The sequence below is a fragment of the Streptosporangium becharense genome (assembly GCF_014204985.1).
In the GTDB taxonomy this organism is placed as follows: Bacteria; Actinomycetota; Actinomycetes; order Streptosporangiales; family Streptosporangiaceae; genus Streptosporangium; species Streptosporangium becharense.
The window spans coordinates 5,535,591-5,560,940 of sequence record NZ_JACHMP010000001.1 but is presented as its reverse complement, the minus strand read 5'-3'; the positions used below and the strand labels follow the sequence as shown (position 1 = coordinate 5,560,940).

The following is a 25,350-nucleotide window of genomic DNA, read 5'->3' as shown; positions in this document are numbered from 1 at the left end:
GGACTCCTTGGTCAGTGACCAACAATGGCGACCAGTACACTTGGTCAGTGACCAAAGCGCAAGTGGGTGAGACGTGACGACCACCCGGCGGCAGGACGAGATCGTGGAGGCCGCCCTCGGCCTGCTGGACGAGAGAGGCGCCGACGCGGTGAGCCTGCGGGCGGTCGCCGACCGGCTCGGAGTGCGGCTCAACACGGTCTCCTGGCACGTGAAGACCAAGGCCCGGCTGCTGGAGCTGATGGCCGACGTCATCCTGGCCGACCTGTCCCTGGACGACCTGCCGGACGACTGGGAGCAGCGGATACGCGAGATCACCCGCAGGTACCGCGGGGCCCTGCTGGCCCACCGCGACGGCGCGCGGATCGTGGCGGGCACCTACGCGGCCGAGCGGCACACCCTGCGCACGGCCGAGGCGATGGTCGCCTGCCTGCTCTCGGGCGGGCTGCCGGAGAGGGACGCCGCGTGGGCGTGCTGGGTCCTGGTGTACTTCACGCTGGGCCTGACCCAGGAGGAGCAGGGGGCGTCCGAACTCGCGGACACCCTCGCCGAGGCGGTCTCCCCGCACGCGCATCCCGCGTTGACCCGGGTGTTCGGCCATCTGGCGGGCGGCACGTTCGCGGAGCGCCACGACTTCGGCCTCGACCTGATCGTCAGGTCCCTGCGCACCGGCGCGTCCGCCGGCCCCGCGTGGGAACCGGCACGGACGCCCGGCGGCGACGGCCGGTAGGAGACCGTCCCGGAAGCCGGTCGGGTGCGCCTTGAGAGTGGGTTGAGGACGCCGACGCGTCGCAGGTCATCCTCCAGTGCCGCCGTCCAGCATCGTCCCCGGACATGCGGCCGGGAGACGGCGGCTCCGGACGGAAGACGGCGGCGTCAGTCCGCCAGCTCCGCGCGCAGCCTCTCCAGGAACCGCTTGCTCTCGGCGACCGAGTACGCCTGGACGCACAGGCGGTCCATGACCTGCATGTAGTGGTCGGTCTCCTCCAGCTTGTCGACGTAGAGCGCGCTGGTGAGCTGTTCCATGTAGACCACGTCGGGCAGGTCACGCTCCGGGAACCGCAGGATGGAGAACGGGCCGCCGGCGGCGGCGTGGCCGCCCCGGTCGAACGGCATGATCTGCAGGCTGACGTTGGGCAGCTCGGTCGCCTTGAGCAGGTGGTCGACCTGGTCACGCAGCACCTGCGGCCCGCCGATGGGGCGCCGCAGCACGGCCTCGTCCATCACCGCCCACAGCGCCGGCGCGTCCGGCCTGGTCAGCCGCTCCTGGCGGGCCATCCGGAGCGCGACGCGGCGGTCGACCTCGTAGGGGGAGGCGCCTCCGTGCACGAGCATGATGACCGCGCGCGCATACTCCGGGCTCTGCAGGAGGCCGGGGATGAACTGCACCTCGTAGGTCCGGACGACCGAGGCGGCCTCTTCGAGGCCGACGTAGACCTCGAACCAGCTGGGGAGGAGGTCGCCGTACTTGTGCCACCAGCCCGGGGCGTTCGCCTGGCGGGCCAGCGCGAGCAGCGGGGCCCTCTCCTCGATATCGGTCACCCCGTACAGGGTCAGCAGGTCGGCGACGTCGCGCTCCTTGAAACCGACCCGCCCCAGCTCCAGGCGGCTGATCTTGGCGTGTGAGGCCCGGATGGCGTAGCCGGCCTGCTCCCGGGAGATGTCCTTGGCCGTGCGGAGCCGACGCAACTGGGCACCGAGAAGAATGCGCAGGATGGTGGGGCCACCACCACCCGGCTGGGCGAGGATTCCGCCCTGGGTCACACTCTGTTCGGCACTCTGTCTCGCCATGCCGGCTCCCTGTCGTACCTTTTGCCCGATACACCAGTTTCACATATCCGGCGAGCGGCCAACCACGCCGCCGGTGCGCACATACCGTTGCACGTGCAGCTGTAATTGCACAATGAAGAAAAAGGCACTTTAAGGATACGTTTTCCCGCCAGTTCTTCTGTCCGAAAAGGTGCCAGGCTCCAGACGGGGAGTCGCTGCGGCGCCTTCAAGGGATTCCGGTCTAAGACTGCACCCCACCCGCCGAGTCGGCCTCGAGATTCTCGATCAACCGCGAGAGCGTCAGCATGAATCCCGTCACCTCCTCCTCGGTCAGCCCGCGGGTCACCACCGCGTTGACCTCGCCCGCGGCCCGGACGAGATCGCTCTCCAGCTCCCGCGCACGCCCGGTCAGAGTGATCAGTACCCGGCGGCGGTCGGCGGGATCGGCGGCGCGCTCGACGAGGCCGTCACGCTGCATGCGCTGGAGGGTGTGGGCCATGGTCGACTGGTCGATCCGCACCCGTTCGCAGAGCTGGTTCTGGGTCAGCCCGTCCTGCTCGTAGAGGGCCAACAGCTGGGCGAACTGGCCCGGCACGACGCCGTGCGGCGCCGTGCGGGCCCGCAGGGCCTGGGCGAGCAACCGCCCCAGGTGGTTCACCTGATACCCGAGGGAGGAGTGACGGTGCAGCGGCTCCCCGGCTCCGGCGGTCATGCCCGCCCCCCGCGACGCCGCAGGGACCGCCGGATCTTCGGCCACTGCCACAGGGCCACCCCGGACAGGATCAGAGCCGGGATGAGGACCCAGCGGATCATGAACTGGGCGGGCGAGCCCGGCGGGGGGGTGAGGTAGACGTACGCGACGACGGCGAAGCCGGCGACCAGGTGAGCGAGGCGCTGGGCGTCGCGGACGCACTTCGGGCCGACCCGCCGTCGGGATGCTGTGACCATTGCTCCACTCCAATATATGGCTTGCCATGTAAATTACATGGCAAGCCATATGATGTCAACGTGAACCTGCCCACGGCCGGAGCGAACGGGGCCGCCCCGGCCGTGGGCGAGAGCCGGGCCGGGACGTGAACCGGAAGCGATCCAGAACGCGAGCGGGAACCGATACCGCGGCATGACGGGATCATCCCCGGGTCGCACGGCGCAGGCCGGAGATCATGTCCTTTCGGCCGCCCCGACCGGCCGAAGGGCCGATACATCCGGAACCGTCCCACTGAGACGCTGACCGACGGCGACCGGCGACCGCGGGCCGCCCGGTGACACGCCACCGCACTCACACGGAAAGCGAGGACACATGAGCAAGGCCGGATCCGGGCGGGAACGACCGGCGCGACGGAGATGGCTGCGGTGGACAGGGCGGGTGCTGGGCGGGGCACTGGTGACGCTGCTCGTCCTGGCGGCGGCCGGTTACGGGGCGGAGACGATCGCCCAGGGCGGCGACGCCACCCGTCATCCGGCGCCGGGCAAGCTGGTGGACGTCGGGGGCCACCGGCTCCACCTGCGCTGTGTCGGCTCGGGGAGCCCGACCGTGATCCTGGACGCCGGCTGGGGCGAGGCCTCGGCCACCTGGGACGACGTGCAGACCGCGCTCGCCCGCCGGTCGCTGCGCTCCTGCTCCTACGACAGGGCCGGATACGGCTGGAGCGAGGCCGGACCCGGCCCGAGGGACGCCACGCGCGCCGCCGAGGAGCTCCACACGCTGCTGGAGCGGGCCGGGGAGAAGGGCCCGTTCGTGCTGGCCGGTCACTCCTACGGGGGGCACGTCCTGCGGATGCTCGCCCACCGCCATCCCGAGCGGATGGCCGGGATGGTGCTGGTGGACGTCACGGAGGCGTCCGAACCGGCGATCGCCGCGACCCGGGACCTGACCTCGGTCATCGTCGGGCAGATGCGCCTCTACCAGGCCGCCGCCCGGATCGGCCTGGCCAGGCTGTTCGGTGACCGGCTGGCGGTGGCCGACTCCCCGGCCCTGGCGACGAAACACGCCCCGGTCGTCTACGGCCCCGGTTCGATGGGCACGGCGGCCGAGGAGGCGGCGTCCTTCGTGACCAGCTCCGAACAGGTCCACGCCACCGAACGCCCCGGGGAGTGGGGGGAGAAGCCCGTCGTGGTGATCGGCGCCCGCGGGAGCATGTCCGCCGGCTACTACGAGGGGGTCGCCCGGCTGTCCGCCCACGGGCGTTACGTGGCCGCCGGGACCGAGCGGCACTACATCCACCTGGCCGAGCCGGAACTGGTGGTCGGGGCCATCGCCGAGGTGGCCGCGGCGAGCCGCCCGTGACACACGCCCTGATCCGTGACACGCACCGCCACCCGTGACACGCGCCACCCTCCGTGACACGCGCCGCCCCGCGCTCCGACGACCGGGCCGGATGCGGACCGACCACCGGCCGGGTGGCCGGGGCCGGCGACCGGGTGGCCGGGTGGCCGGGGACGGTGACCGGCCGCCCCCGGCCGCTTCGGGGTCAGCCGAACGTCACCAGCGGGTCGCCCACGAAGTCGGCGATGAAGTTGACGAAGAAGAACCCGAAGAACAGGAAGTTCAGCACCAGGACCACGTAGTGCCACCAGCGGGGGCGGGCGGGCCGGGGCAGCTTGGAGTTGAGGTACATGAGCAGGAACGGGTAGATCAGCGCACCCAGGTTCGACATGTTGGCCGACCACTGCACCAGGCTCACCGGGAGCGCCAGGTGCAGGACGACGGCGATGACGACCAGCAGGCCGATCATGAACGGGTAGTAGAACCGGCGGGGGTCGCCCTCGACGAGCGCCCGCAGCCGGGGGCTGGTGGCGTGGGCGGCGTCGGTCGTCACCCGGACCATGGCCTCGAAGATGCCGAGCTGGGTGGAGAAGAGGATCAGCACGCCCAGGACCAGCGCGCCGACGAACATCGCCCGGCCGTACTCGGCGCCCATGACGGTCGCGACGAACGTCGGCACGTCCGCCTGGGTCGGCCGTCGGCCGGACAGCTCCACGGCCCTGGCCATCAGGATGGTCGGCAGCAGCATGCCGAGCAGGGCTCCGATGAAGAAGACGCCCCACATGTCGATCAGCAGCAGGCGGTACCACCGGCGCCAGCGGGCGGCGTTCGGACGGTCGTCGGGGAAGGTCACCCCGCTGGCCAGGAGCTCCTTGCGCGGCCCGCGCATGCCGGCGAGGAAGCCGGCCCGGTAGCCCATGCCGTAGCCCTTGTCGCGGTAGTGGCCCATGACGTACCAGTTCAGCCCGGAGGCCAGGGCGGTGAACCCGGCCAGCCCGCCGAGCTGGGTCGCGGTGATCCCCGCGGGCGGCGCGGCGGGGGTGACGAAGCCGCGGATCGCCTCCCACCAGATCCCGAACGGCACCACGAACAGGTCGATGAGCAGCAGCCCGACCAGGATCGCACTGATCATGACCCAGTTGGCCAGCTCCAGGACCCGGCTGATCCGCCGGGCGGCCGCGGTGATGGCGAAGACGAGCACCAGCAGGGCGATCGCCCACAGTCGCGGCTCCTCAGCGCCGGCGGGGGCGATCTCGCCGTGGACGAGCGCGTAGACGCCCTGCCCGGCGGAGGCGGCCCAGCCTCCGGCGATGAAGGCGAAGATGACGATGAAGACCGAGAGCGGCACCCAGATCCGGAACCCGGGCGGCACCCGCCCCCAGCCGACCACCGGCACCTCGCCGGTCGCCATGACATACCGCGAGCACTCGACGTTGTAGAACGTCTGCAGGACGGCCGAGACCAGGATGACCCAGCCGACCCCGACGAACCCGTACTGGCCGACGGCCTGCGGCCCCAGCAGCCACTCACCGCTGCCGATGGAGATGCCGAGGGCGATGAGGCTCGGGCCGACGGCGTATTTGAACAGTTCCACGGGTCCGAGCCGGGAGACGTGGAAGACCTCCTCGGGCTCGGGCAGGTCCGCGACGGCGAGGTCCGGACGGCTGACCCCGAGCGGGTGGGAGGGGTGGATGACATCGGTCATGGCGACCCTCCAGGGCGTGTGAGACCCCCTCATTCCGACAGTGCCCCTCGGCGCGCGCATGGGCAAGACCCCGGCGACCGAGACGTCGACAGCGATGATCGGCAGCAGGTCAGAGGGCATGTGTCACCTAATGTAACGACCTGGAAACACCCTTGTATTATTAATAAAATACGACTAATCTCCCCCGGTAATCGGATCCTGCAGGTCTGCACGGCACGCCCGGAAGCCCTCCACCGGGCATCTCCTCTCGTTCACAGGGAGTCTCAGCATGGGATCGAAGATTCCAAGGGCGACGCGGCTGGCGGCTGTGGCCGCCACCGTCGCGGCGATGGGCCTGACCGCGGCCTGCGGCGGCGGCTCGACCGGCGTCCCCGCCGCCGGACCGGCCTCGGCCCCGGCGAGCGGCGACCCGGCCAACCCGGTCACGCTGAAGTTCTGGTCCTGGGTGCCCGACATCCAGAAGGCCGTCGACGCCTTCAACTCCGCCCACCCCGGCATCAAGGTCCAGCTGGAGACCATCACCGCCGGCCCCGACGGCGGCTACGCCAAGATGCTCGCGGGCGTCAAGGCGGGCAACGCCCCCGACATCGCGCAGGTCGGCTACGACTCCCTGCCCTCGTTCCTGGTCAACGGGGCACTGGAGGACATCACCCAGCACGCCGCGCCGCACGCGGCGAAGTTCGTCGACTGGCAGTGGCAGACCGGCGTCTTCGGCGGCAAGGTCTACGCCATCCCGCAGGCCAGCGGGCCGATGGGCTTCTACTACCGCAAGGACCTGTTCGACAAGTGGGGCATCCAGCCCCCCAAGACCTGGGACGACTTCGCCGCCGCGGCCAGGACGATCCGCCAGAAGGACGAGGACGCCTACATCTCGACCTTCGCCGCCAACCAGGCCCCCTGGATGATCGCGCTCGCCCAGCAGGCCGGGCAGGAGTGGTTCTCCACCGAGGGCGACGCCTGGAAGGTGACGATCGACAACCCCGACACCCGCAAGGTCGCCGACTACTGGCAGAAGATGCTCGACGACAAGCTGGTCAAGACCGAGGCCGACATGTCGAACGCCTGGTACAAGGACCTGCAGACCGGCGGCATCGTCGGCTGGATCGGCGGCTCCTGGGGTGACGCGATCATCCGCGGCAACGCCCCGAAGACCTCGGGCAAGTGGGCCGTCGCCCCGATCCCGCAGTGGCCCGGCGCCTCCGCGTTCACCTCGGCGAGCTGGGGCGGCGGTTCCGCCTCCGCCGTGCTGAAGGGCACCAAGCACCCGGCCGAGGCCACCACCTTCGCGGTCTGGCTCAACAGCGACCCGCAGAGCGTCAACATCCTGCTGTCGGCGGGGTACGGCTGGCCGTCGATCAAGGACACCGGCCAGATCACCAACCTGCAGAAGGACGACACGGTCTTCCCCTTCTACGGCGGCCAGAACATCTGGGACGTCTTCAAGGAGGCCGACGCGGCCGTCAGCAGCGACTGGCGCTGGCCTCCGGTGAGCGACGCGCTCTACGCCTCCGTCACCGACAACGCCAAGGCCGCGGTGCAGGGCGAGGGCACGCTCGCCGACGCCTTCGCCAAGACCCAGCAGGCGATGGTCGAGCAGCTCAAGGCCAAGGGCCTCAACGTGGCGACGGGAGGCTGACGGTGACGGGGGTGCTGCACAAGGAGAAGCCCGACGTCAGGACGGGGGCGGACCACGGCCGTCCGCGGCACCCCCGCCGCTCCCGGTCGCACGTCGCGGTGTTCGTCGCGCCGTTCTTCGCGGTCTTCGCGCTGTTCTTCCTGGCGCCGATCGGCTACGCGGTCTACCAGAGCTTCTTCAAGCTCACCAGCAGCGGCCTCGGCCTGACCGAGCCGACCCTCGACTTCGCCGGGCTGGACAACTACGTCACCGCGCTGACCTCGCCGGCCTTCGTCGGCAGCGTCGGCCGGGTGCTGCTGTTCAGCCTGATCGAAGTCCCGATCATGGTGGTCTGCGCGCTGGCGCTGGCCCTGCTCCTCGACTCCGCCCAGGCGCGCTTCCGGGCGTTCTTCCGGGTCTCGTTCTTCCTCCCCTACGGCGTGCCCGGTGTGATCGCCTCGCTGCTGTGGGGCTTCCTGTACGTGCCGCAGACCAGCCCGCTGATCGACATGCTGGCCGCGGCGGGCCTGCCGCACGACTTCCTCGGCCCCGACACGGTGCTGCTGGCCATCGCCAACATCTCCACCTGGCAGTTCGCGGGCTACAACATGCTCGTCCTGATCGCCGGGCTCCAGGCGATCCCGCAGGAGCTGTACGAGGCGGCCCGGGTCGACGGCGCGACCGAGCTGCGGATCGCCTGGCACGTCAAGGTGCCGCTGGTGCGTGCCCCGCTCGTCCTGATCACGGTGTTCACCCTCATCGGCACGCTCCAGCTCTTCGTCGAGCCGCTCGTCCTCAAACCGCTCACCACGGCGATCAACAGTGACTACACGCCCAACCTGGCCGCGTACAACCAGGCGTTCGCCCAGAGCAACATCCACCTCGCGTCCGCGGAGGCCACACTGATCGCGATCATGTCGTTCGTGATCTCGTTCGGGTTCCTCCGCCTCGTCAACCGGAAGGGGAACCGGGCATGGTGAGGCGGATCCGCCCCTCCACCGTCGTGGTCCTGGCCCTGCTGGGTGCGGCCACCGTCTACTTCCTGCTGCCGGTCGTCTGGGTGCTGGTCGCGGCCACCAAGAGCTCGGCCGACCTGTTCGGCACCTTCGGTTTCTGGTCGCCCGACCCGCAGCTCGGCGCCAACCTCTCCCGGCTGTTCGGCACCGACGACGGCCTGTTCGGCCGGTGGATCCTCAACAGCTTCCTGTACGCCGGCGTGGGTGCCCTCATCGCCACCCTGTTGTCGGCCTGCGCCGGGTACGCGATGGCCAAGTACCCCTTCCCCGGCCGGGAGGCGCTGTTCAACCTGGTGCTCGCCGGGGTGCTCGTGCCGGCCACGGTGCTGGCGCTGCCGACGTACCTGATCTTCAGCCAGGGCCTGTTCGGCCGGTGGATCCTCAACAGCTTCCTGTACGCCGGCGTGGGTGCCCTCATCGCCACCCTGTTGTCGGCCTGCGCCGGGTACGCGATGGCCAAGTACCCCTTCCCCGGCCGGGAGGCGCTGTTCAACCTGGTGCTCGCCGGGGTGCTCGTGCCGGCCACGGTGCTGGCGCTGCCGACGTACCTGATCTTCAGCCAGGTGGGCGTCACCGGCACCTTCTGGTCGGTGCTGCTGCCCAGCGTGGTCAGCCCCTTCGGGGTCTACCTGGCACGCATCCAGGCCAACGCGGCGATCCCCGACGCGCTGCTGGAGTCGGCGCGGCTGGACGGCGCCGGGGAGTACCGCATCTTCTTCCGGATCGCCCTGAAGATCATGAGCCCGGCGCTCGTCACGATCTTCCTGTTCCAGTTCATCGGCGTCTGGAACAACTACTTCCTGCCCTTGGTCATGCTCTCCGACCAGCGGCTCTACCCGGTCACGCTGGGTCTGGCGCAGTGGAACTCGCAGACCTTCCGCGACCCGGCGTTCTACGAACTCACGGTCACCGGCGCCGCCGTGTCCGCACTCCTCCTCGTCCTCACCATGGCCTCGTTGCAACGCTTCTGGCGCGCGGGGCTGACCGCAGGGAGCGTCAAGGGTTGAACAGCAGGATCACCCACCTCTACGACCGGCTCGACGGCCTCGGCTTCGGCGCCGACTACAACCCCGAGCAGTGGACGCCCGGCGTCTGGCGTGAGGACGTGCGTCTCATGCGGGAGGCCGGGGTCACCATCGTCACGCTCGGCATCTTCTCCTGGGGCACGGTCGAGCCCTCCCCCGGCACGTACGACTTCGGGTGGCTCGACGAGGTCATGGACCTGCTCGGCGAGGCCGGGATCGCGGTCTCCCTGGCCACCGGCACCGCCTCCCCGCCGTCGTGGATGCCCCGGCTCCACCCGGAGACCCTGCCGGTCACCCGCGACGGGGTCACGCTCCGGCCGGGCTCGCGCCAGCACTACTGCCCCAGCTCCCCCGTCTACCGCGACGCCGCTGTGGCGCTCGCCCGGCAGCTCGCCGGGCGGTACGGCGGCCACCCGGCCCTGGCGCTGTGGCACGTCGGCAACGAGTACGGCTGCCACCTGGACGAGTGCTACTGCGAGGTGTCGGCGGACGACTTCCGGCGCTGGCTGCACGGGCGGTACGGCGACCTCGACACGCTGAACGACGCCTGGTCGACGACCTTCTGGAGTCAGCGCGTCACCGACTGGGCCGAGGTGCACCCGCCCCGGACGGCCCCGACGCTGACCAACCCCGCGCAGGAGCTCGACTTCCGGCGCTTCAGCTCCGACGCCCTGCTCGCCTGCTACCGGGCCGAGCGCGCGGCACTGCTGGAGCTGACCCCGGACGTGCCGGTGACGACCAACATCATGGGCCTGTGGCGGTCGGTCGACTACTTCTCCTGGGCGGAGGAGTTCGACATCGTGGCGCTCGACATCTACCCGGAGCCGAAGGACCCCCGGGCCCACATCGACGCCGCGTTCTTCCACGACCTGATGCGCTCGCTGCGCGGCGGGCAACCGTACCTGATGATGGAGAGCGCACCCGGCGCGATCAGCTACCGGCCGCCGAACCGGCCCAAGCACGCGGGCCTGAACCGCCTGTGGAGCCACCAGGCGGTGGCGCGGGGGGCCGACGCGGTCATGTACTTCCAGTGGCGCGCCTCCGCGGGCGGCGCCGAGAAGTTCCACTCGGCGATCGTCTCCCACGGCGGTACCGACAACCGGATCTTCCGCGAGGTCTCCGCGCTGGGTGCCGAGCTGGGCGACCTGCGCGACGTGACGGGCTCGCGGATCCACGCGGACGTCGCGATCGTGCACGACTGGTCGAACTGGTGGGCCCTGGAGCTGGACGCCCGGCCGGGTGAGCTGAAGCTGCCCGAGCGGCTGCGCGCGCACTACACACCACTGTGGCGGGAGAACGTCACCGTGGACGTGGTGCCGCCCACGGCCGACCTGTCGGGCTACCGGCTCGTGGTCGTGCCCAACCTCTACCTGTGCTCCGACGCCGCCGCGGACAACCTCCGCGAGTACGTCCGGGCCGGCGGACACCTGCTGGTGTCGTTCTTCAGCGGGATCGTCGACGAGTGCGACCGCGTCCGCCTGGGCGGCTACCCGGGTGCCCTGCGCGAACCGCTCGGGCTGCGGGTCGAGGAGTTCTGGCCGCTGAGCGACGGCGAGCACGTCACGCTCGTCCCCGGCGGGGCCGGAGGGTCCGATGGGGCCGCGGGGTCCGGTGGGTCCGGTGGGTTCGGTGGGTCCGCGGACCTGTGGGCCGACCACATCGTGCCCGAGGGCACCGCCGAGCTCGCCCGCTACGGCGACGGCCCGCTGGCCGGGCTGCCCGCGGTCACCCGGAACGCCTTCGGCGCGGGCACCGCCACCTACCTGGGCACCCGCCCCGACGAGGAGACCATGCGCGGGGTCGTCCGCGACACGCTGGCGCTGGCCGGGGTCTCCCCCGCCGTCGCCGGGCTGCCCGACGGGGTCGAGGCGGTCGTCCGGGTCGCCGGGGACGGCCGGCGGTTCCTGTTCCTGCTCAACCACGGCGACCGGCCGGTGCGGGCCGCGGGCGTCGACCTGGCGCCCCACGACGTCGCGGTGGTCCGCCGGGAGGCGACGGGATGAACCACGCCTACGGGGGAGCCGGCCCGGACCGGGCCGGCGGGGCGGTGACGGGCCGCTTCGGCGGCAGGACCGCCGTGGTGACCGGAGGCGCGTCCGGGATCGGCGCGGCGACCGCCAGGCGGCTGGCCGCCGAAGGCGCGGCCGTGCTGGTCGTCGACGTGTCCGAGGCCGGGGAGGCGCTGGCGGCGGAGCTGCGCGCGGACGGCGGCCGGGCCGGTTTCCTCGCGGGGGACGTCTCCCGCGAGGACACCTGGGACCGCGTCGCCGGGTGGGGACCGGTCGACGTGATCGTCAGCAACGCGTACACCGTCGATGTCGCACCCGCGCACGAGACCTCGCTGGAGTCGTGGAACCGGCAGATCGGCGTCAGCCTCACCGGGACCTTCCTCGCGGCCCGGCGGCTCCTGCCCGATCTTGCCCGTACCGGCGGCGCCATGGTAATCACCTCATCGGTGCACGCCCTCGTCGGCCTCCCCGGGCATCCCGCCTACGCGGCGGCCAAGGGCGGTCTGACGGCGCTGACCCGGCAGCTCGCGGTGGAGTACGGCCCCGCCGTGCGCGTCAACTGCGTCATCCCCGGCCCGATCATGACCCCGGCCTGGGACCGGGTCGACGAGGAGGGCCGCGCGGACAGCGTCAGGGCGACCGTGCTGCGCAGGTTCGGCTCCCCCGAGGAGGTCGCCGCGGCCGTCGCCTTCCTGGCGTCGCCCGAGGCGTCGTTCATCACAGGGGCGTCGCTGGTCGTCGACGGCGGATGGAGCGTAGTGAAGGACTCGGCATGATGGCGGTGTACAGCGGGCGGGGCCTCCACGGGCAGACCGTCGAGGCGCTCGCCGCGATGATCTTCAGCGGTGAGTGCAGGGAGGGGGACGGCCTCGACGTCGTCGCCCTGCAAGAGAGGCTCGGAGTCAGCTCGACCGCGCTGCGCGAGGCGATGAAGGTGCTCACCGCCAAGGGGCTCATCGCGGCCCGGCCCAAACTGGGCACCTACGTCCGCCCGCGCTCCGACTGGAACCTGCTCGACGGCGACGTGATCCGGTGGAAGTTCGCCGGCCGCCCCGACCACGGCTTCCTGCGCGACCTGCACGAGCTGCGGGCCATCGTCGAGCCGCCGGTCGCCAGTCTGGCCGCGCGACGCCGCACCCCCGAGCAGCTCGCGGAGCTGCAGGCGGCGCTCGACCGGATGGCGGAGGCCGGCGTGGCCGGTGACCCGGCCGCGGTCGTCGAGGCGGACCTGCGCTTCCACCGGGCACTGCTCGCGGCGGGCGGCAACGAACTGCTGGTCCGCATGGAGGTCGTGATGGGGGCCGGGCTCGCCGGGCGTGACCGGCTCGTGCACGGCTCCCACGACAGCGACGACCCGGTGCCCAGCCACCAGGCTGTGCTCGACGCCATCAGGGCGGCCGACGCCGCGGCCGCCGAGGCGGCGATGCGCGAGCTGCTGGCCAAGGCGTGGCACGACGTCGAGCGCCTGCACCTGGAGACCACGTGAAGATCACAAGGATCGAGACGTTCCTCGTCCCGCCCCGCTGGCTGTTCTGCCGGGTCGAGACCGACGACGGCGTCGTCGGCTGGGGCGAGCCGGTCGTCGAGGGCAGAGCCGAGGTCGTGCGGGCCGCGGTGGACGTCCTCGGCGAGTACCTCCTCGGCCAGGACCCGCTGCGCATCGAGGACCACTGGCAGGTCCTGACCAAGGGCGGTTTCTACCGGGGCGGCCCGGTGCTGTCCAGTGCGGTCGCCGGGCTGGACCAGGCGCTGTGGGACATCGCCGGCAAGCACTACGGCGCGCCTGTGCACGCGCTGCTGGGCGGGCCGGTCAGAGACCGCGTCCGGGTGTACGCGTGGGTCGGCGGCGACGACCCCGGCGAGCTGCGCGAGGTGATCCAGGAGCAGGTCGAGGCCGGGTTCACCGCGGTCAAGATGAACGGCTCCGGCATCATGGCCAGGTCCGTCCCGGCCGCTGAGCTGGCCGCCGTCGTCGAGCGCGCGGAGATCGCCAGGTCGGTGCTCGGCCCCTCCCGCGACTTCGCGATCGACCTGCACGGGCGGGCCGGCACGGCCAGCGCACGGCGGGTCATCGCGGCGGTGGCGGACCTGCACCCGATGTTCGTGGAGGAGCCGCTGGCGCCGGAGTACCTGCACCGGCTCGGCGAGCTGACCGCGTCGACCGAGGTGCCCATCGCGCTCGGCGAACGCCTGTACTCCCGCTCGGACTTCCTGCCCGCGCTGACCTCCGGGCTCGCCGTGGCCCAGCCCGACCTCTCGCACGCCGGCGGCATCTCGGAGGTGCGGCGGATCGCCGCGCTCGCCGAGACGTTCGACGTGCAACTGGCGCCGCACTGCCCGCTGGGGCCGATCGCGCTGGCCGCCAGCCTCCAGATCGCCTTCGCCACCCCGAACTTCCTCATCCAGGAGCAGAGCGCGGGCATCCACTACAACGAGGGGGCGGAGCTGCTCGACTACGTCCTCGACCCGGCGCCGTTCGCCTTCGTCCGGGGGCACGCCCACCGGACGCCGCTGCCCGGCCTCGGGGTGACCGTGGACGAACGGGCGGTGCGGGAGGCGGACCGGCGGCCCCACGCGTGGCGCAACCCGCTGTGGCGACACGACGACGGATCGATGGCGGAGTGGTGACGATGAACATTCCCGACGCGACCGGCCAGGTCGCCCCGGCCGGCCTCCTCGACCTGCTCCGGGCCCGCCGGTTGCTGGCCATCATCCGGGGGCGTGACCCCGAGGCGTCGTTCCGCACGGCGTGCGCGCTCGTCGAGGAGGGCGTCGACATGCTGGAGGTGTCGCTGACCGGCGCCGGGGCCCTGGACGTCATCGCCCGGGTGCGCGCCGAGTTGGACGGCGGTGTGGTCCTCGGCGCCGGAACGGTGCTGACCGCGGCCGACGCGGACGCCGCCGTCGCGGCCGGCGCGGGTTTCGCGGTGACCCCGGCCATGGGCGACGGGTCGCTGCGCGCCGTCGAGCTCGGTGTCCCCGTCCTGATCGGCGCGATGACCCCGACCGAGGTGTGGAACGCGGTGGGGGCCGGGGCGACCGCGGTCAAGGTGTTCCCCGCGTCGGCGGGCGGGCCCGGTTACCTGTCGGCGCTGCGCGACCCCTTCCCTGCCGTGCCGCTCGTCCCGGTCGGCGGGGTACGGGCCGACCAGGTCGGTCCGTACCTCGACGCGGGAGCCGTCGCCGTCGGCGTGGGCTCACCCCTCGTCGGGGACGCCCCGCACGGCGGTGACCTGACCGCCCTGCGCGGGCGTGCCCGCGCCTTCCTCGAAGCGGTCGGGTCGTGACCGGCGGCGCGGGAGACGAGCGGCCCGTGACCGGCGGCTCCCGGAACGACCGGGCCGCGACCGGCGGCTCCTGGAACGGCGGAACCGCGACCGGCGGCGAGACCCCGTTCGACGTGCTGACCCTGGGCGAGACGATGGCCTGCCTGCACGGCTCCGGACCGCTCCGCCTCGGCGGCGACCTCACCCTGTCGATCGCCGGCGCGGAGACGAACGTCGCGATCGGCCTGGCCAGGCTCGGCCACACCGCCCGCTGGGCGGGTGTCGTCGGCGCCGACGAACTCGGCGCCCTGGTGCTGCGCACACTGCGCGCCGAGGCCGTGGACACGGGCACGGTCCGGATCGACCCGGAACGGCCGACGGGCCTGCTCATTCAGGAGAACCGGATCGGCGACGTCTCGCGCGTCCACTACTACCGGTCGGGCTCGGCCGGGTCGGCGCTGGGCATCGCCGACGTGACGGCCGCGCTGACGGCCGGCGGGCCGCCCGGGATCCTGCACGTCACCGGGATCACCCCGGCGCTCGGACCCGGGCCGAGGGCTGCGGTCGAGCACGCCGTACGACGGGCCCAGGAGCTCGGCACGCGCGTGTGCCTCGACGTCAACCACCGCGCCCGGCTCTGGGACGCCGCCGCGGCGTCGGCCGTGCTCGGCCCGCTGCTGCCGTACGTGGACGTGCTGGTCGCCTCGTATGACGAGTTGCCGATCGTCGCCCCCGGCGGAGCGGGGGACGCGCTGGCCGCGGGGGTGGCCGAGGTGGTCGTCAAGCACGGGTCGGCGGGGGCCGAGGTGTGGGCGGGCGGCGAGCACGTGCGGCTGCCCGCACGCCGGGTCCCGGTGGCGAGCACCATCGGGGCGGGGGACGCGTTCGTGGCCGGGTACCTGTCCGGCCTGCTGGACGGCCTGTCACCGGCCGGCCGGCTGGAGCGGGGCGTCACCCTGGGCGCGTTCGCGGTGGCCACCCACGGCGACTGGCACGGCCTGCCGACACGGGAGGAGCTCGGCCTGCTCTCCCTCGCGGCGGGCGACACCGTCCGCTGACGTGGCGGGAGCACCGGAGCCACCGTGAAGAGTCGCGGCGGGAGCACTGGAGCCGCCGTGCAGGGCCGGGCCAGGCCGGGCAGGGCGTTCAGGGCCGGGCCGGAGGGCTTAACCTTCCTTTAGGGTTCTCGCAGCGCGGCTCTAACGGGGTGGGCGGCACTCTCGAAGACATGCGGAAGACGACCAAACTCACCATCGCCACCATCGGACTCCTCGCCGCCGTCACCGGCGGTGGCGCGGCGGCCTTCGCCGGAGACACCTCCCCCACCCCGACCCCCGTCCCCTCGGACGCCTCCCCCACCCCCGAAGCCGGCGAGGCCCAGGCGAAGATCCAGCGCGACGCGGCCATCAAGATCGCCCAGGACAAGGTGCCCGGTGCCCGGCTCGTCTCAGCCGAGTTCGAGGACGACGACGCCCCCGCCGCCTGGGAGATCGAGCTGCGCCAGGGGGACGTCGAGCACGACTTCGACATCGACGCGACCACCGGCGCGATCCTGAAGCAGGATCAGGAGACCGAGACCGGCGACGACAAGAACGAGGCGGACGACGACGCCGACGACCAGAACGGCCAGAACGGCCAGGCCGCTCAGGGCGGGCAGGACGACCGGGATGACGACGTCGACGACAAGAACGAGGCGGATGACAACGACGCCGACGACGACAAGAACGATGCCGATGACAAGAACGACCGGGACGACGACTGATCGTTGAGCGCTCGGCCCCACCGGTGACCCGGTGGGGCCGCCGGTCTCCTGCCGTGATCCCGGCCGGAATCTACGGCCGAGGCGGGGGTATGGGGAGCGGATGAGTGTTGAGGACGAACTTCGCCAGGTCGAGGAAGACATCGAGAGGCTCCGTGCCGAGGTGAGCGAGTTGCGCAGCCAGGTCGGAGAACTGGGTCCGGGCGACGCCGTCGACCGGTCGCTGTTGATCAACCAGGCCGACGACCAGGAGACCCTCCTCGGTGAGCTGGAAGCCCGCCGCGAGAGGCTGCTTCAGCGCCTCGAGCCCTGACCGGCCGAGCCGCAGGCCCCGCCCGGCCGGGGTTTTCATCCGGATACGAGAAGCATGACGTGCAATATGTCGCACTCGGTTATTCGACATCTCCCGGGGTAACCATTACAGCGAACCACCATCAGGGGGATGAAATGATCAGTATGCTTCACAAAATGGGCGTGAAGTCCGGGATGATGTACACCGCCGGAGTCGCCTCGATCGGCCTGTCGTTCGCCTCGTGGCTGACGTCGCAGATGGCTGAGAAGGCGGGCACGGACCGGGCCGACCGATGGGGGATCTTCATCGGCGAGTGGGCACCCACCTTCTTCGCGCTGGGCATCGCCCTGCGCATCGAGGAGACCCACCGCGAGACGATGCCGACGGAGGAGACGACCGGTATGTACGGCGAGACGAGGATGCCTTCGCGCGCCGGGGTGTAGCGGTCCCGCGATCGAGCGACGGTGAGGCGGGACGGGCCCGGCCGGGCTCGTCCCGCCTCACCGTTCCGGCGGAGCGGGCCCGGACCGATCGCACCCGGGCGGCCGGAACGGGGCGACCGCACCCGGGCGACCGGAACCGGAGACCCGAACGAGGCGACCGCACCTGGACGGCCGGAAGGTGCGGGAACCGTGACACGGGCCGGTGACGCCGTCGGGAGATGCGGGAAACCACGTGCGGCCGACCGTCAGACCCGGGTGACCAGCGCCGGGTGCCGGGGATCGTCGACGCGGACGACCACGTCGGCGGAGCGCGCCGGCGCCGTCTCCTCCGCGTAGCGCGCGTAGGCGGGCAGCGTCCACCGCCACTTCTCGGGGGTCCGCCGGGCCAGCGCACCCGGAGAGAGCCACAGGTGCACGGTCAGCTCGAACGGCAGTCCCCGGCCCAACAGCAGCGGGCCGTCCAGCAGCAGCACCCCGCCCGGGGGAAGGGTGACGTACGGCGCGCGGGTGGCCCGGTCGGTGACGGCGTCCCACAACGTAGGCAGCACCTTCCCCGACCCGCCCGGGTCGAGCGGGGCCAGGACCTCGCGAACCAGGCCCCCGTAGTCGTACCAGTCGGTGTAGAAGTTGTCCGGGTCGGTCCGGCCGAACTCGAACCGGAGCGACGCCGGACGCAGGAAGTCGTCCGCGGAGACCCGGAGCACCTCACGGCCACGGAGACGGAGCGGGCCGGTCAGCGCGTCGGCGAGATCGCCCGGTCGCGCCGCCGGGGCCCCGTCGAACGCGACCCGTACCCAGGAGTCGCGAGGCGCCGCGGCCACCCGGTCGGCGAGGTCCTCGGCCAGCGAGGGCAGGGATATCGGCTGTGCGTCCACTCCACCATCCTGACCGACGGCGGGTGATGTCCGTTTCGCCGGGATCAATCCCCTCCGGAGACGGTCGCCCCCATCCCCAAGTCAAGATCGCACGTGATGCGGGCCAAAAATCACCCCGCCCGGGTTGTCGCATGGCTACGCGCGGTAACCAACCAGGTGGACCGACGGCTCGGTCGTGACCGGGCGTCGATCTCCCGCTCGTGCTCCCTCCGTGAGGGCACGCTCGGGGGAGCCGGCGTGACCTTCACGTCTTCCCTCAAACAAGATCACGGTGAACCATGCACGGCGGACAGCGATGTCAGGAGGACTTCAGTGATCAAGCGCGGTAAACCCACCAAGAACGGGCAGGTCAAGATCACGTTCACCATCCCTGAGGGCAACGGCCACGGCGGGGTGTCCGTGGTGGGCGACTTCAACGACTGGGACCCCTACGCCCACCCGATGCGGCGCGGGGAGGACGGCACCTACCAGGTGAGCCTCGTCGTGCCCGCACACCAGCCGATCCGTTTCCGCTACCTCGCGGACGGCGGCGTGTGGTTCGACGACGCCGACGCCGACCACCACGACGAGCACGGTGGCCGCCTCGACCCGATCAGCCGGATCGACCCGATGGCCCTGCCGGAGGCCCCGGTCAAGCCCGCGGCCAGGCGCACCGTCAAGAAGCCCGCGCCGCAGACCCTCGCCACACAGGCGCTCGCGTCGCCGCAGACCCTTACGAACGGCTCGTCGGCCGTCACCCCGATGGCGGCCTCGTAACGGCGGGCGTACCGTTCACCGGGTGTCCGGGACGGACGCCCCGCTCTCCGGACGGGGCGGGGTGTCAGGAGACGGAGGTCTCCGCCGCCCCCGGCCGCCGTTCACCGGGGTCGCCTCCCCCCGTTCCCGGCCCGTCCTGCGGAGCGGCGCGCAGCCGGTTCACCGCCAGGGCGAGCATCGTCCCGTAGACCACGTGGCCGGCGGCCATCACCGCCGGGCGTCCCGGCCGGTCGCGGGAGATCGGCGGCAGGATGCCGAGACCCGGCACCCAGCCCTGGTAGCTGACGACCCAGATCGCCAGCCCGTAGGCCGCGCCGAGCGCCACCGGGACGCGGCGCCCGCCGGAGGCCAGGGCCAGCAGGGCACCGCAACCGGAGCCGAAGCCGAAGTGGGTGACCGCACCCAGCACACCTTCGCCCTGCTTGGGCCGGTGCTTGTACCCGGGGAGGAACGCCCGGGCGATCCGCTTGGGCGGCTGGTCCGGCATCAGGCCCGCCCGCGTCCCGGCGAGCATCACCACGCTCATCACCGCGGTGGCGAACGCTCCGCCCGCGGCCCCCTTCACCAGATCACGCTTCACGGCCGGCCCCCTTTCTCCGCCTCGGTCCCGTTTCCCGGCCCGACGCCCGTCTCCGTCCCGGCACCCTTCTCCGGTCCGGCGTCCGTCTCCGTCCCGGCGTCTGGCCGGTCTCCCCTCGTCCCGGGGCCCTCGCGGTGTTCCTCCGAGGCGCGGTCGAGTACGCCGAGGGTGTCGCGGGCGAGCTGAAGCTCCTCACGCGGCCGGACCACCAGCACGGGAACAGCCGCGTCCGGCGCGCTGACCGGCCCGTCGGCGTCACCATCGGCTGCATCAGCGGCGTCCCGGACCGGCGGGCGGACGCCGACGAGCGCGAGCCGGCGGCAGACCGCGTCGCGGACCTCCGGCTGGTCCCAGCCGATCTCCCCGGTGAAGACCAGTGCGTCCAGCCGGTCCAGACTCGTCGCGGCGGCGGCGATCTCCCGGCTGACCCGGTGCGCGAACACCGACAAGGCCAGGGCGGCGGCGGGGTCGTCGGAGTCGACCAGTTCCCTGGTGTCGCCCGACTTGCCGTCGGAGAGCCCCAGCAGGCCGGAGCGGTGCTCCAGCCCCTCGCGGAGTTCGTCGAGCGAGAGCCGGGAACCGGACAGCAGCCACATGAGCATGCCGGGGTCGACGCTGCCCGACCGTTTGCTCATCGGCACCCCCTCCAGGGGGGTGAACCCCATCGAGGTGTCCACGCTGCGGCCCTCGCGGACCGCGCACACCGAGGAGCCCCCGCCGAGGTGGGCCAGGACGACCTGCAACGTCGCGGCGGGCCGCCGGAGCAGCTCGGCGGCCCGCCGGAGCGTCCAGGCGTAGGAGAGCCCGTGGAAGCCGTAGCGGCGCAGCCCGTACCGGCTCCGCCACTCGGCGGGCAGCGGGTAGGTCGCGGCCTCCTCCGGCAGGGCCGCGTGGAAGGCCGTGTCGGGGCAGAGCACGTGCGGGACGCCGGGCAGCCGCCGCCGCGCGGCCTCGACGAGCGCGAGCGCGGGCGGCACGTGCAACGGGGCGAGGTCGGCGTACCGCCGCACCGCGGCCAGCACGCCGTCGTCGGCGACCGTCGGTTCCCGCACGGCCTCGCCGCCGTGCACGAGGCGGTGGCCGACCGCCACCGGATCGCAGCCGGGGGCGGCGTCGAGGAAGTCCGCGATCACCTGCGCGGACGTCCCGGGATCGGGGCTGTGCTCACTGTGCTCGGTGCGCAGGACCCGGTCGCCCCGGACGAGGTGGAGCTGGAGGCTCGACGATCCCGCGTTGACGGTGAGCACCGCCGGATCAGTGATTCCCATGCCTGCCGCGTGCCCGGGCCGGCGACCGGCAAACGAGCCGCCCGCCGGAACCGGACCTCCGACCGCCGCCCGGCGTGCGAGCCACCGCCCCGGCCGGCGTGTCGCCGCCTCCGGCATGCGCGCCATCACTCCGGCAAGCATGTCGCCGCTTTTCCGGCAGGCGAGCCACCGCCCCGGCCGGCGTGTCGCCGTTTCAGCGTCGGGAGGGGGGTATGGCGGTTTCCGAACGGTCGGCACGACGAGGATCCAGGCCGGAAAGGGCTTGACCATGACGATGCACTCCTTCTGGCTGGAAACCGCACCGGGCCGGCCGTACCCGGAACCCACGGGAGACGTGGAGGTGGACGTCGCCGTCGTCGGCGGCGGGATCGCCGGCCTGAGCGCGGCCTGGGAGCTGACCAGGGCGGGCCGGTCGGTGGCGGTGCTGGAGGCCGGCCGCGTCGCCGCGGGCGTCACCGGCCACACCACGGCGAAACTGTCGTCGCTGCACACCCTGATCTACGCGCGGCTGAGCGCGTCGGCGGGGACGGAGGCCGCGCGGCTGTACGCCCGGTCGCAGCAGGAGGCCGTCGAGCACGTCGCGCGGACCACCGCCGAACTCGGCGTCGACTGCGATCTCGAACCGGTGCCCGCCTTCACCTACGCCGAGAGCGACGAGACCCTGGAGCAGGTCCGCGCGGAGGCGGAGGCGGCGCGCGAGGCGGGCCTGGCGGCCTCGTTCGTCACCGGAACCCCGCTGCCCTTCCCCGTCGCTGGGGCGGTCCGCGTGGAGGGGCAGGCCCAGTTCCACCCGCGCAGGTATCTGCTGGGGCTGCTGGAGGCCATGACCGCCCGCGGGGCCCTCGTCTTCGAGAACAGCCGCGTGGTCAAACTGGACGAGGGCACGCCGTGCCGGGTGACCACGGCCGGCGGGACGACCGTCACGGCCCGGGACGTAGTGGTCGCCACGCACTACCCGGTGTTCGACCGTTCGCTGCTGTTCACCCGGATGGAGCCCCACCGCGAGCTGGTCGTCGCCGTGCCGATCCCCGCGGACCGCGACCCGGGCGGCATGTTCATCACCACCGAGCAGGGCACCCGCTCGGTCCGCACCGCGCCGTACGACGGGGGACGCCGCCTGCTGATCGTCACCGGCGAGTCGTTCAAGCCCGGCACCGGCGGGGTCGGCGAGCGCTTCGCGCGCCTGGAGGCGTGGACCGCCGAACGGTTCGGCGCCGACCGGATCACCTACCGGTGGGCGGCCCAGGACAACGGCACCACCGACCGGCTGCCCTTCGTGGGGCCGCTGCACCCCGGTGCCCGGCACGCCTACGTGGCCACCGGGTTCGGGGGGTGGGGCATGAGCAACGGCGTCATGTCCGGTCTGCTGCTGGCCGCCCTGATCAGCGGGGAGGAGCGGCCGTGGAGCGGGCTCTACGACCCCCGGCGGCTGCACCCGTTGCGGGAGGCGGCCCAGATGGTGAAGTTCCAGGCGTCCGTCGCCAAGCACTTCGTGGGTGACCGACTGGGTTCGGGGCCGGTCGGCGCCGTGGCCGACCTCGGACGGGGACAAGGCGCGGTCCTCAAGGTGGGCGGCCGACGCTCGGCCGTCTACCGCGACGAGAACGGCGAGATCCACGCGGTCTCGGCGGTCTGCACCCACCTGGGATGCGTCGTGGGCTTCAACGACGCCGAGCGTACGTGGGAGTGTCCCTGCCACGGTTCCCGGTTCGGCGTGGACGGCTCCGTGCTCCAGGGACCCGCCGTCGATCCCCTCCGGCGGCTCGACGTCGACGCGGACGGGAACATCAAGGACAGCACGGACAGCACGGACAGCACGGACACGGTCGTATCAGGTGACACGACCGCGGACGCCGACGGGGACACGGGCGTTGCCGCGGACGGGAACGCGGGCGCGACGAGGAACGCCAATGCGGGCACGAACGCGGACGCGGCCGGGAATGCCGACGCGGACACGGACGCCGACGGGGACGCGGGGAGGAAGTGACAGCCATGGGTTTCAGGCGGCCGGACCTGGCGGAGATCGCGCGCGCGGTGGCCTACCGGACCGCGCGGGCCCGGGGCGGCCGGGCGTTGCACAAGGACGGCGCCTCCTTCTCCGCCACACTCCGCGTGGTGGACCATCCCCGTCTCGGGGTGCCCGCCCTGGACGAACCCGGCGAGCGGGAGGCGCTGGTCCGCTTGTCGCGGGCGACCTCACTGACGAAATCCCTGCCCGACGTGCTCGGACTGGCCGTGCGGTTGCCGGGCGGCGGAGGCGCCGGGGGCGACCTGGACATTCTGATGTCCACGAGCACCTGGCCGAGGTGGATGCCGTTCCCGAGCCTCGGCTTCTCCTCGTCGGTCTACTCGACGCTGATCTCCTACGACCACCCGGACGGGCCGCTGCGGCTCCTCGCCGTCCCGGCCGAGCGGGGCCGGAGGATATCGGCGGACCTCGACTCCCTGGTGGCGGCCGTGGCGGACAGGCCGCTGGAGTTCGCGCTCGGCGTCGACCACGCCCGCAGGCATCCGCTGGGACGGCTGGTCGTGCACACTCCGCTGCCGTGCGACGCCGGCGAGCCCAGGGGGTACGACCCGATCTTCAACGGGCATCCCGCGCTGCGGCCGTACGGGTGGCTGCGGACCGCCAGGGCCGGCGCGTACGCAGGGTCACGGAACGCCAGAGCCGCAGGTGACAGGCCTGTCCCCGGTGGAGACCGGCGTCCGGCGCAGCCTGTGGAGGCGGGTGCCCGCACCCCCTGACCGACCAGGTGCTCGCACACCGGCCGTTGAACTGTCGCGAACGACGGGCGTACGGTGGGGTAGTGGCTCTGTCCACGCGCGGCTCCCAAAAAGGGCGCTGTTCCCAGCGGCCGCAGACAGTGGGGCAAGATGACTCGACTCTCCGTCACCGTGGATGCCCATCCACACTTCTCCGTCGTAACGCTTCTCGGTGATCTGGACAAGTCCTCGGCGCCTCAGCTCGAAGAGAAACTCGCCGAGCTGATGCGGCGCGGCCACACCTACCTGATCGTCGACACGGCGAAGCTGGGGTTCTGCGACTCCACCGGCATCTGGGTGCTGCTGACCAGCCTGCGACGCGCCTACGAGCAGAAAGGCTGGCTGCGCCTGGCCGGCGTCCACGGCTTCCTCGGCCGTCTGCTGGACCTGACTCGGCTGCGGGAGGCGTTCCCCATCGACCCCAGCGTCGAGGAGTCGATCCGCGAGGTCTCGCACGGGCGTGCGGCTTCCAACGGAAGCGTCTCCGCCTTCCGCTGACCCGGCATCCCCGGCCGTTCTTCTCGTTCCCTCCTCCCTCCGCGTGATCCCGCACGTTCTCTCCACACGCCCCGGCCGACGCCGTGCCGGGCAGGTCCCCGGCCGGGGCGCCGGGCACGGTCAGTCGTGGGCGACCAGGCGGACGAACTCCTCGAAGGAGAAACGGCCGTCGCCGTCGGAGTCGGCGTCGCGGCTGAGCGACCCGATGGCCTCCGCGGGCAGGGCGGGGAAGCGCTCGCGGAGCTCCTGCTCGGTGATGTAGCCGTCCCCGTCGGAGTCGATGGCGGCGAACTCCTGCCTGAGCTCCGTCAGCCGCTCACCAGTGGGCTCCGTCGACATGGTGGTCCGCCTTCCTGGATGTCCCGCACTCGATCAGCAGACAACTTACGGGAGCGGTCCCCCGTCCGGCTACATGACCCCGTATGCGGTGTTCCGATAGCGATCGACCGTTCTACCGGTGGGTTCATCCGGCCGGAGTGCGTAGACTGCGTCGATGATTCGACCTGCGACACCGGCCGACGTTCCGGCGATCATCGACATGATCCGCAAACTGGCGGAGTACGAGAAGGCGCTGGACAAGGTCGAGACCACCCCCGAGATGCTCCACGACGCGTTGTTCGGCGACTCCCCCGCCGTCTTCTGCCACCTCGCCGTCGACGGCGAGGACGTCGCGGGGTTCGCGCTGTGGTTCCTGACCTACTCGACCTGGGTGGGCAAGCACGGTATCCACCTGGAGGACCTCTTCGTCCACCCCGACCACCGCGGGCACGGGTACGGCAGGAAACTGCTCGCCGAGCTCGCCCGGATCTGCGTGGAGCGCGACTACGGCCGGTTGGAGTGGGCGGTCCTCGACTGGAACACACCGGCCATCGAGTTCTACCATTCGCTCGGCGCGGGCCCCCTCGACGAGTGGATCCCGTACCGGATCACCGGCCCGGCGCTGGAGAAGCTGGCCGCCGTGGAGGACGTGCGGTAGGGCCGCGCACCCGCCCGGGTGACGGTCCGCAACGCGGCAGCCGCCGAAGAGCCGTCTCATCCGGAGATGGCCGGTCGGTCATCACAGCAGGCCGTTCCGGCGCAGAAAGCCGTTCCGCAGAGAAGCCGTTCCCGCGGAGAAGACCGTGCCGGTCGCCGCGTGGAAGACCGTTCCGATGGAGAAGGCCGTTCCGGTGACCACCCGGAACGGCCTTCTCCATTTCACCGGCGGGCCGCGTGCCGCGTTTCCCCTCCCGTGCGCGCGGCCCTTTTCGGCATCGTGGCGAACCGTGAACCTTTCATCCGCCGTGACCCCGTCACACCCGCGATGAGCTGCGCCGACAGTCCGGAAGATCCTCCTGCGGAAAGCGCTTCGTTTACAGCCTCGTGGAGTCGGCCTAGAGTCCGTCTCGCGTGAGCGCCTCACCGCCGTTGATCGGTTATTCGTCATCCCTCAAAAGGGAGGGTAATT

At 71.9% G+C, this 25,350-nt stretch carries 27 protein-coding genes; 19 read left to right on the top strand and 8 right to left on the bottom strand.

Annotated elements, in window-relative coordinates:
- The first annotated feature begins 73 nt into the window (after window positions 1-73).
- Window positions 74-727, top strand: coding sequence for a TetR/AcrR family transcriptional regulator C-terminal domain-containing protein (locus F4562_RS24415; protein WP_311733947.1), 654 nt, complete (start codon window positions 74-76; stop codon window positions 725-727).
- Window positions 728-873: 146 nt separating this feature from the next.
- Here F4562_RS24415 and F4562_RS24410 read toward each other — a convergent pair whose 3' ends face one another.
- The 3 genes from F4562_RS24410 to F4562_RS24400 form a co-directional block, all read right to left on the bottom strand.
- The gene (locus F4562_RS24410) at window positions 874-1,788 is read right to left on the bottom strand and encodes a Sco1979 family transcriptional regulator (protein WP_184540970.1); all 915 of its coding nucleotides are present in this window, start codon (window positions 1,786-1,788) and stop codon (window positions 874-876) included.
- A gap of 220 nt (window positions 1,789-2,008) precedes the next feature.
- The gene (locus tag F4562_RS24405; protein ID WP_184540971.1) at window positions 2,009-2,479 is read right to left on the bottom strand and encodes a MarR family winged helix-turn-helix transcriptional regulator; all 471 of its coding nucleotides are present in this window, start codon (window positions 2,477-2,479) and stop codon (window positions 2,009-2,011) included.
- Window positions 2,476-2,715, bottom strand: a complete 240-nt coding sequence (locus F4562_RS24400) for a hypothetical protein (RefSeq protein WP_184540972.1) — start codon at window positions 2,713-2,715, stop codon at window positions 2,476-2,478. The genes F4562_RS24405 and F4562_RS24400 overlap by 4 nt, the downstream gene beginning before the upstream one ends.
- A 352-nt stretch (window positions 2,716-3,067) precedes the next feature.
- Between F4562_RS24400 and F4562_RS24395 the strand changes: the two genes are divergently transcribed.
- A complete protein-coding gene (locus F4562_RS24395; protein WP_184540973.1) occupies window positions 3,068-4,054 on the top strand; it encodes an alpha/beta fold hydrolase in 987 nt (328 codons plus the stop codon).
- 184 nt (window positions 4,055-4,238) lie between these two features.
- On the opposite strand, the gene F4562_RS24390 is transcribed toward F4562_RS24395, so the two are convergent.
- On the bottom strand, window positions 4,239-5,738 hold the full coding sequence (locus F4562_RS24390; protein ID WP_184540974.1) for an Nramp family divalent metal transporter: 1,500 nt from the start codon (window positions 5,736-5,738) through the stop codon (window positions 4,239-4,241).
- 268 nt (window positions 5,739-6,006) lie between these two features.
- Between F4562_RS24390 and F4562_RS24385 the strand changes: the two genes are divergently transcribed.
- The 12 genes from F4562_RS24385 to F4562_RS24330 all read left to right on the top strand — a co-directional run bounded on the left by F4562_RS24385 (window position 6,007) and on the right by F4562_RS24330 (window position 17,163).
- The gene (locus F4562_RS24385) at window positions 6,007-7,374 is read left to right on the top strand and encodes an ABC transporter substrate-binding protein (protein WP_184540975.1); all 1,368 of its coding nucleotides are present in this window, start codon (window positions 6,007-6,009) and stop codon (window positions 7,372-7,374) included.
- Window positions 7,375-7,376: 2 nt separating this feature from the next.
- Complete coding sequence (locus F4562_RS24380; protein ID WP_221206770.1) at window positions 7,377-8,333, top strand: carbohydrate ABC transporter permease; 957 nt, start codon at window positions 7,377-7,379, stop codon at window positions 8,331-8,333.
- Window positions 8,327-9,376, top strand: coding sequence for a carbohydrate ABC transporter permease (locus F4562_RS24375; RefSeq protein WP_184854795.1), 1,050 nt, complete (start codon window positions 8,327-8,329; stop codon window positions 9,374-9,376). Before F4562_RS24380 ends, F4562_RS24375 begins: the two co-directional genes overlap by 7 nt.
- Window positions 9,373-11,397, top strand: a complete 2,025-nt coding sequence (locus F4562_RS24370; protein WP_246473549.1) for a beta-galactosidase — start codon at window positions 9,373-9,375, stop codon at window positions 11,395-11,397. The genes F4562_RS24375 and F4562_RS24370 overlap by 4 nt, the downstream gene beginning before the upstream one ends.
- Window positions 11,394-12,179, top strand: a complete 786-nt coding sequence (locus F4562_RS24365) for an SDR family NAD(P)-dependent oxidoreductase (RefSeq protein WP_184540977.1) — start codon at window positions 11,394-11,396, stop codon at window positions 12,177-12,179. Before F4562_RS24370 ends, F4562_RS24365 begins: the two co-directional genes overlap by 4 nt.
- Window positions 12,176-12,889: a FadR/GntR family transcriptional regulator gene (locus F4562_RS24360; protein ID WP_311733948.1), complete on the top strand. Its 714-nt coding sequence runs from the start codon at window positions 12,176-12,178 to the stop codon at window positions 12,887-12,889. Before F4562_RS24365 ends, F4562_RS24360 begins: the two co-directional genes overlap by 4 nt.
- Window positions 12,886-14,031: a galactonate dehydratase gene (dgoD, locus tag F4562_RS24355; RefSeq protein WP_184540978.1), complete on the top strand. Its 1,146-nt coding sequence runs from the start codon at window positions 12,886-12,888 to the stop codon at window positions 14,029-14,031. Before F4562_RS24360 ends, dgoD begins: the two co-directional genes overlap by 4 nt.
- A 2-nt stretch (window positions 14,032-14,033) precedes the next feature.
- Complete coding sequence (locus F4562_RS24350) at window positions 14,034-14,690, top strand: bifunctional 4-hydroxy-2-oxoglutarate aldolase/2-dehydro-3-deoxy-phosphogluconate aldolase (protein WP_184540979.1); 657 nt, start codon at window positions 14,034-14,036, stop codon at window positions 14,688-14,690.
- Window positions 14,691-14,716: 26 nt separating this feature from the next.
- On the top strand, window positions 14,717-15,727 hold the full coding sequence (locus F4562_RS24345) for a sugar kinase (protein ID WP_221206772.1): 1,011 nt from the start codon (window positions 14,717-14,719) through the stop codon (window positions 15,725-15,727).
- A gap of 170 nt (window positions 15,728-15,897) precedes the next feature.
- Window positions 15,898-16,431 (top strand): PepSY domain-containing protein, encoded by a 534-nt coding sequence (locus F4562_RS24340; RefSeq protein ID WP_184540980.1) that lies wholly within the window; start codon window positions 15,898-15,900, stop codon window positions 16,429-16,431.
- 100 nt (window positions 16,432-16,531) lie between these two features.
- Window positions 16,532-16,741 carry a hypothetical protein gene (locus F4562_RS24335; protein WP_184540981.1) on the top strand — a complete coding sequence of 70 codons (210 nt, stop codon included), beginning with the start codon at window positions 16,532-16,534 and terminating at the stop codon, window positions 16,739-16,741.
- 155 nt (window positions 16,742-16,896) lie between these two features.
- A complete protein-coding gene (locus F4562_RS24330; RefSeq protein ID WP_246473548.1) occupies window positions 16,897-17,163 on the top strand; it encodes a hypothetical protein in 267 nt (88 codons plus the stop codon).
- A 245-nt stretch (window positions 17,164-17,408) separates the two neighbouring features.
- On the opposite strand, the gene F4562_RS24325 is transcribed toward F4562_RS24330, so the two are convergent.
- Window positions 17,409-18,038, bottom strand: a complete 630-nt coding sequence (locus F4562_RS24325; RefSeq protein ID WP_184540983.1) for a nucleoside/nucleotide kinase family protein — start codon at window positions 18,036-18,038, stop codon at window positions 17,409-17,411.
- 312 nt (window positions 18,039-18,350) lie between these two features.
- Between F4562_RS24325 and F4562_RS24320 the strand changes: the two genes are divergently transcribed.
- Window positions 18,351-18,794, top strand: coding sequence for an isoamylase early set domain-containing protein (locus F4562_RS24320; protein ID WP_184540984.1), 444 nt, complete (start codon window positions 18,351-18,353; stop codon window positions 18,792-18,794).
- A gap of 64 nt (window positions 18,795-18,858) precedes the next feature.
- On the opposite strand, the gene F4562_RS24315 is transcribed toward F4562_RS24320, so the two are convergent.
- Together F4562_RS24315 and F4562_RS24310 are read right to left on the bottom strand one after the other, a co-directional pair.
- Window positions 18,859-19,374, bottom strand: a complete 516-nt coding sequence (locus F4562_RS24315) for a DUF6789 family protein (protein ID WP_311733949.1) — start codon at window positions 19,372-19,374, stop codon at window positions 18,859-18,861.
- Window positions 19,371-20,642, bottom strand: coding sequence for an acetate/propionate family kinase (locus tag F4562_RS24310; protein WP_184540985.1), 1,272 nt, complete (start codon window positions 20,640-20,642; stop codon window positions 19,371-19,373). Before F4562_RS24310 ends, F4562_RS24315 begins: the two co-directional genes overlap by 4 nt.
- 268 nt (window positions 20,643-20,910) lie before the next feature.
- On the opposite strand from F4562_RS24310, the gene F4562_RS24305 reads away from it, so the two are divergent.
- The 3 genes from F4562_RS24305 to F4562_RS24295 all read left to right on the top strand — a co-directional run bounded on the left by F4562_RS24305 (window position 20,911) and on the right by F4562_RS24295 (window position 23,903).
- Window positions 20,911-22,629 carry an FAD-dependent oxidoreductase gene (locus F4562_RS24305; RefSeq protein WP_184540986.1) on the top strand — a complete coding sequence of 573 codons (1,719 nt, stop codon included), beginning with the start codon at window positions 20,911-20,913 and terminating at the stop codon, window positions 22,627-22,629.
- A gap of 5 nt (window positions 22,630-22,634) precedes the next feature.
- Window positions 22,635-23,387 (top strand): hypothetical protein, encoded by a 753-nt coding sequence (locus F4562_RS24300; RefSeq protein ID WP_184540987.1) that lies wholly within the window; start codon window positions 22,635-22,637, stop codon window positions 23,385-23,387.
- Window positions 23,388-23,516: 129 nt separating this feature from the next.
- Entirely contained in the window at window positions 23,517-23,903 is a 387-nt protein-coding gene (locus F4562_RS24295) for an STAS domain-containing protein (RefSeq protein WP_184540988.1), read from the top strand.
- Window positions 23,904-24,023: 120 nt separating this feature from the next.
- Here F4562_RS24295 and F4562_RS24290 read toward each other — a convergent pair whose 3' ends face one another.
- Window positions 24,024-24,242, bottom strand: a complete 219-nt coding sequence (locus F4562_RS24290; RefSeq protein WP_184540989.1) for an EF-hand domain-containing protein — start codon at window positions 24,240-24,242, stop codon at window positions 24,024-24,026.
- Window positions 24,243-24,396: 154 nt separating this feature from the next.
- Here F4562_RS24290 and F4562_RS24285 point away from each other — a divergent pair, with 154 nt between their 5' ends.
- Window positions 24,397-24,879, top strand: coding sequence for a GNAT family N-acetyltransferase (locus tag F4562_RS24285; protein WP_184540990.1), 483 nt, complete (start codon window positions 24,397-24,399; stop codon window positions 24,877-24,879).
- The last annotated feature ends 471 nt before the right edge of the window (window positions 24,880-25,350 follow it).

Excerpts from the sequence above, each read along its gene's own strand:
- F4562_RS24410 (WP_184540970.1), bottom strand. The coding sequence starts at position 1,788 with ATGGCGAGACAGAGTGCCGAACAGAGTGTGACCCAGGGCGGAATCCTC.
- F4562_RS24405 (WP_184540971.1), bottom strand. The coding sequence starts at position 2,479 with ATGACCGCCGGAGCCGGGGAGCCGCTGCACCGTCACTCCTCCCTCGGG.
- F4562_RS24400 (WP_184540972.1), bottom strand. The coding sequence starts at position 2,715 with ATGGTCACAGCATCCCGACGGCGGGTCGGCCCGAAGTGCGTCCGCGAC.
- F4562_RS24395 (WP_184540973.1), top strand. The coding sequence starts at position 3,068 with ATGAGCAAGGCCGGATCCGGGCGGGAACGACCGGCGCGACGGAGATGG.
- F4562_RS24390 (WP_184540974.1), bottom strand. The coding sequence starts at position 5,738 with ATGACCGATGTCATCCACCCCTCCCACCCGCTCGGGGTCAGCCGTCCG.
- F4562_RS24385 (WP_184540975.1), top strand. The coding sequence starts at position 6,007 with ATGGGATCGAAGATTCCAAGGGCGACGCGGCTGGCGGCTGTGGCCGCC.
- F4562_RS24375 (WP_184854795.1), top strand. The coding sequence starts at position 8,327 with ATGGTGAGGCGGATCCGCCCCTCCACCGTCGTGGTCCTGGCCCTGCTG.
- F4562_RS24365 (WP_184540977.1), top strand. The coding sequence starts at position 11,394 with ATGAACCACGCCTACGGGGGAGCCGGCCCGGACCGGGCCGGCGGGGCG.
- F4562_RS24360 (WP_311733948.1), top strand. The coding sequence starts at position 12,176 with ATGATGGCGGTGTACAGCGGGCGGGGCCTCCACGGGCAGACCGTCGAG.
- F4562_RS24350 (WP_184540979.1), top strand. The coding sequence starts at position 14,034 with ATGAACATTCCCGACGCGACCGGCCAGGTCGCCCCGGCCGGCCTCCTC.
- F4562_RS24340 (WP_184540980.1), top strand. The coding sequence starts at position 15,898 with ATGCGGAAGACGACCAAACTCACCATCGCCACCATCGGACTCCTCGCC.
- F4562_RS24335 (WP_184540981.1), top strand. The coding sequence starts at position 16,532 with ATGAGTGTTGAGGACGAACTTCGCCAGGTCGAGGAAGACATCGAGAGG.
- F4562_RS24330 (WP_246473548.1), top strand. The coding sequence starts at position 16,897 with ATGGGCGTGAAGTCCGGGATGATGTACACCGCCGGAGTCGCCTCGATC.
- F4562_RS24310 (WP_184540985.1), bottom strand. The coding sequence starts at position 20,642 with ATGGGAATCACTGATCCGGCGGTGCTCACCGTCAACGCGGGATCGTCG.
- F4562_RS24305 (WP_184540986.1), top strand. The coding sequence starts at position 20,911 with ATGACGATGCACTCCTTCTGGCTGGAAACCGCACCGGGCCGGCCGTAC.
- F4562_RS24300 (WP_184540987.1), top strand. The coding sequence starts at position 22,635 with ATGGGTTTCAGGCGGCCGGACCTGGCGGAGATCGCGCGCGCGGTGGCC.
- F4562_RS24295 (WP_184540988.1), top strand. The coding sequence starts at position 23,517 with ATGACTCGACTCTCCGTCACCGTGGATGCCCATCCACACTTCTCCGTC.
- F4562_RS24290 (WP_184540989.1), bottom strand. The coding sequence starts at position 24,242 with ATGTCGACGGAGCCCACTGGTGAGCGGCTGACGGAGCTCAGGCAGGAG.
- F4562_RS24285 (WP_184540990.1), top strand. The coding sequence starts at position 24,397 with ATGATTCGACCTGCGACACCGGCCGACGTTCCGGCGATCATCGACATG.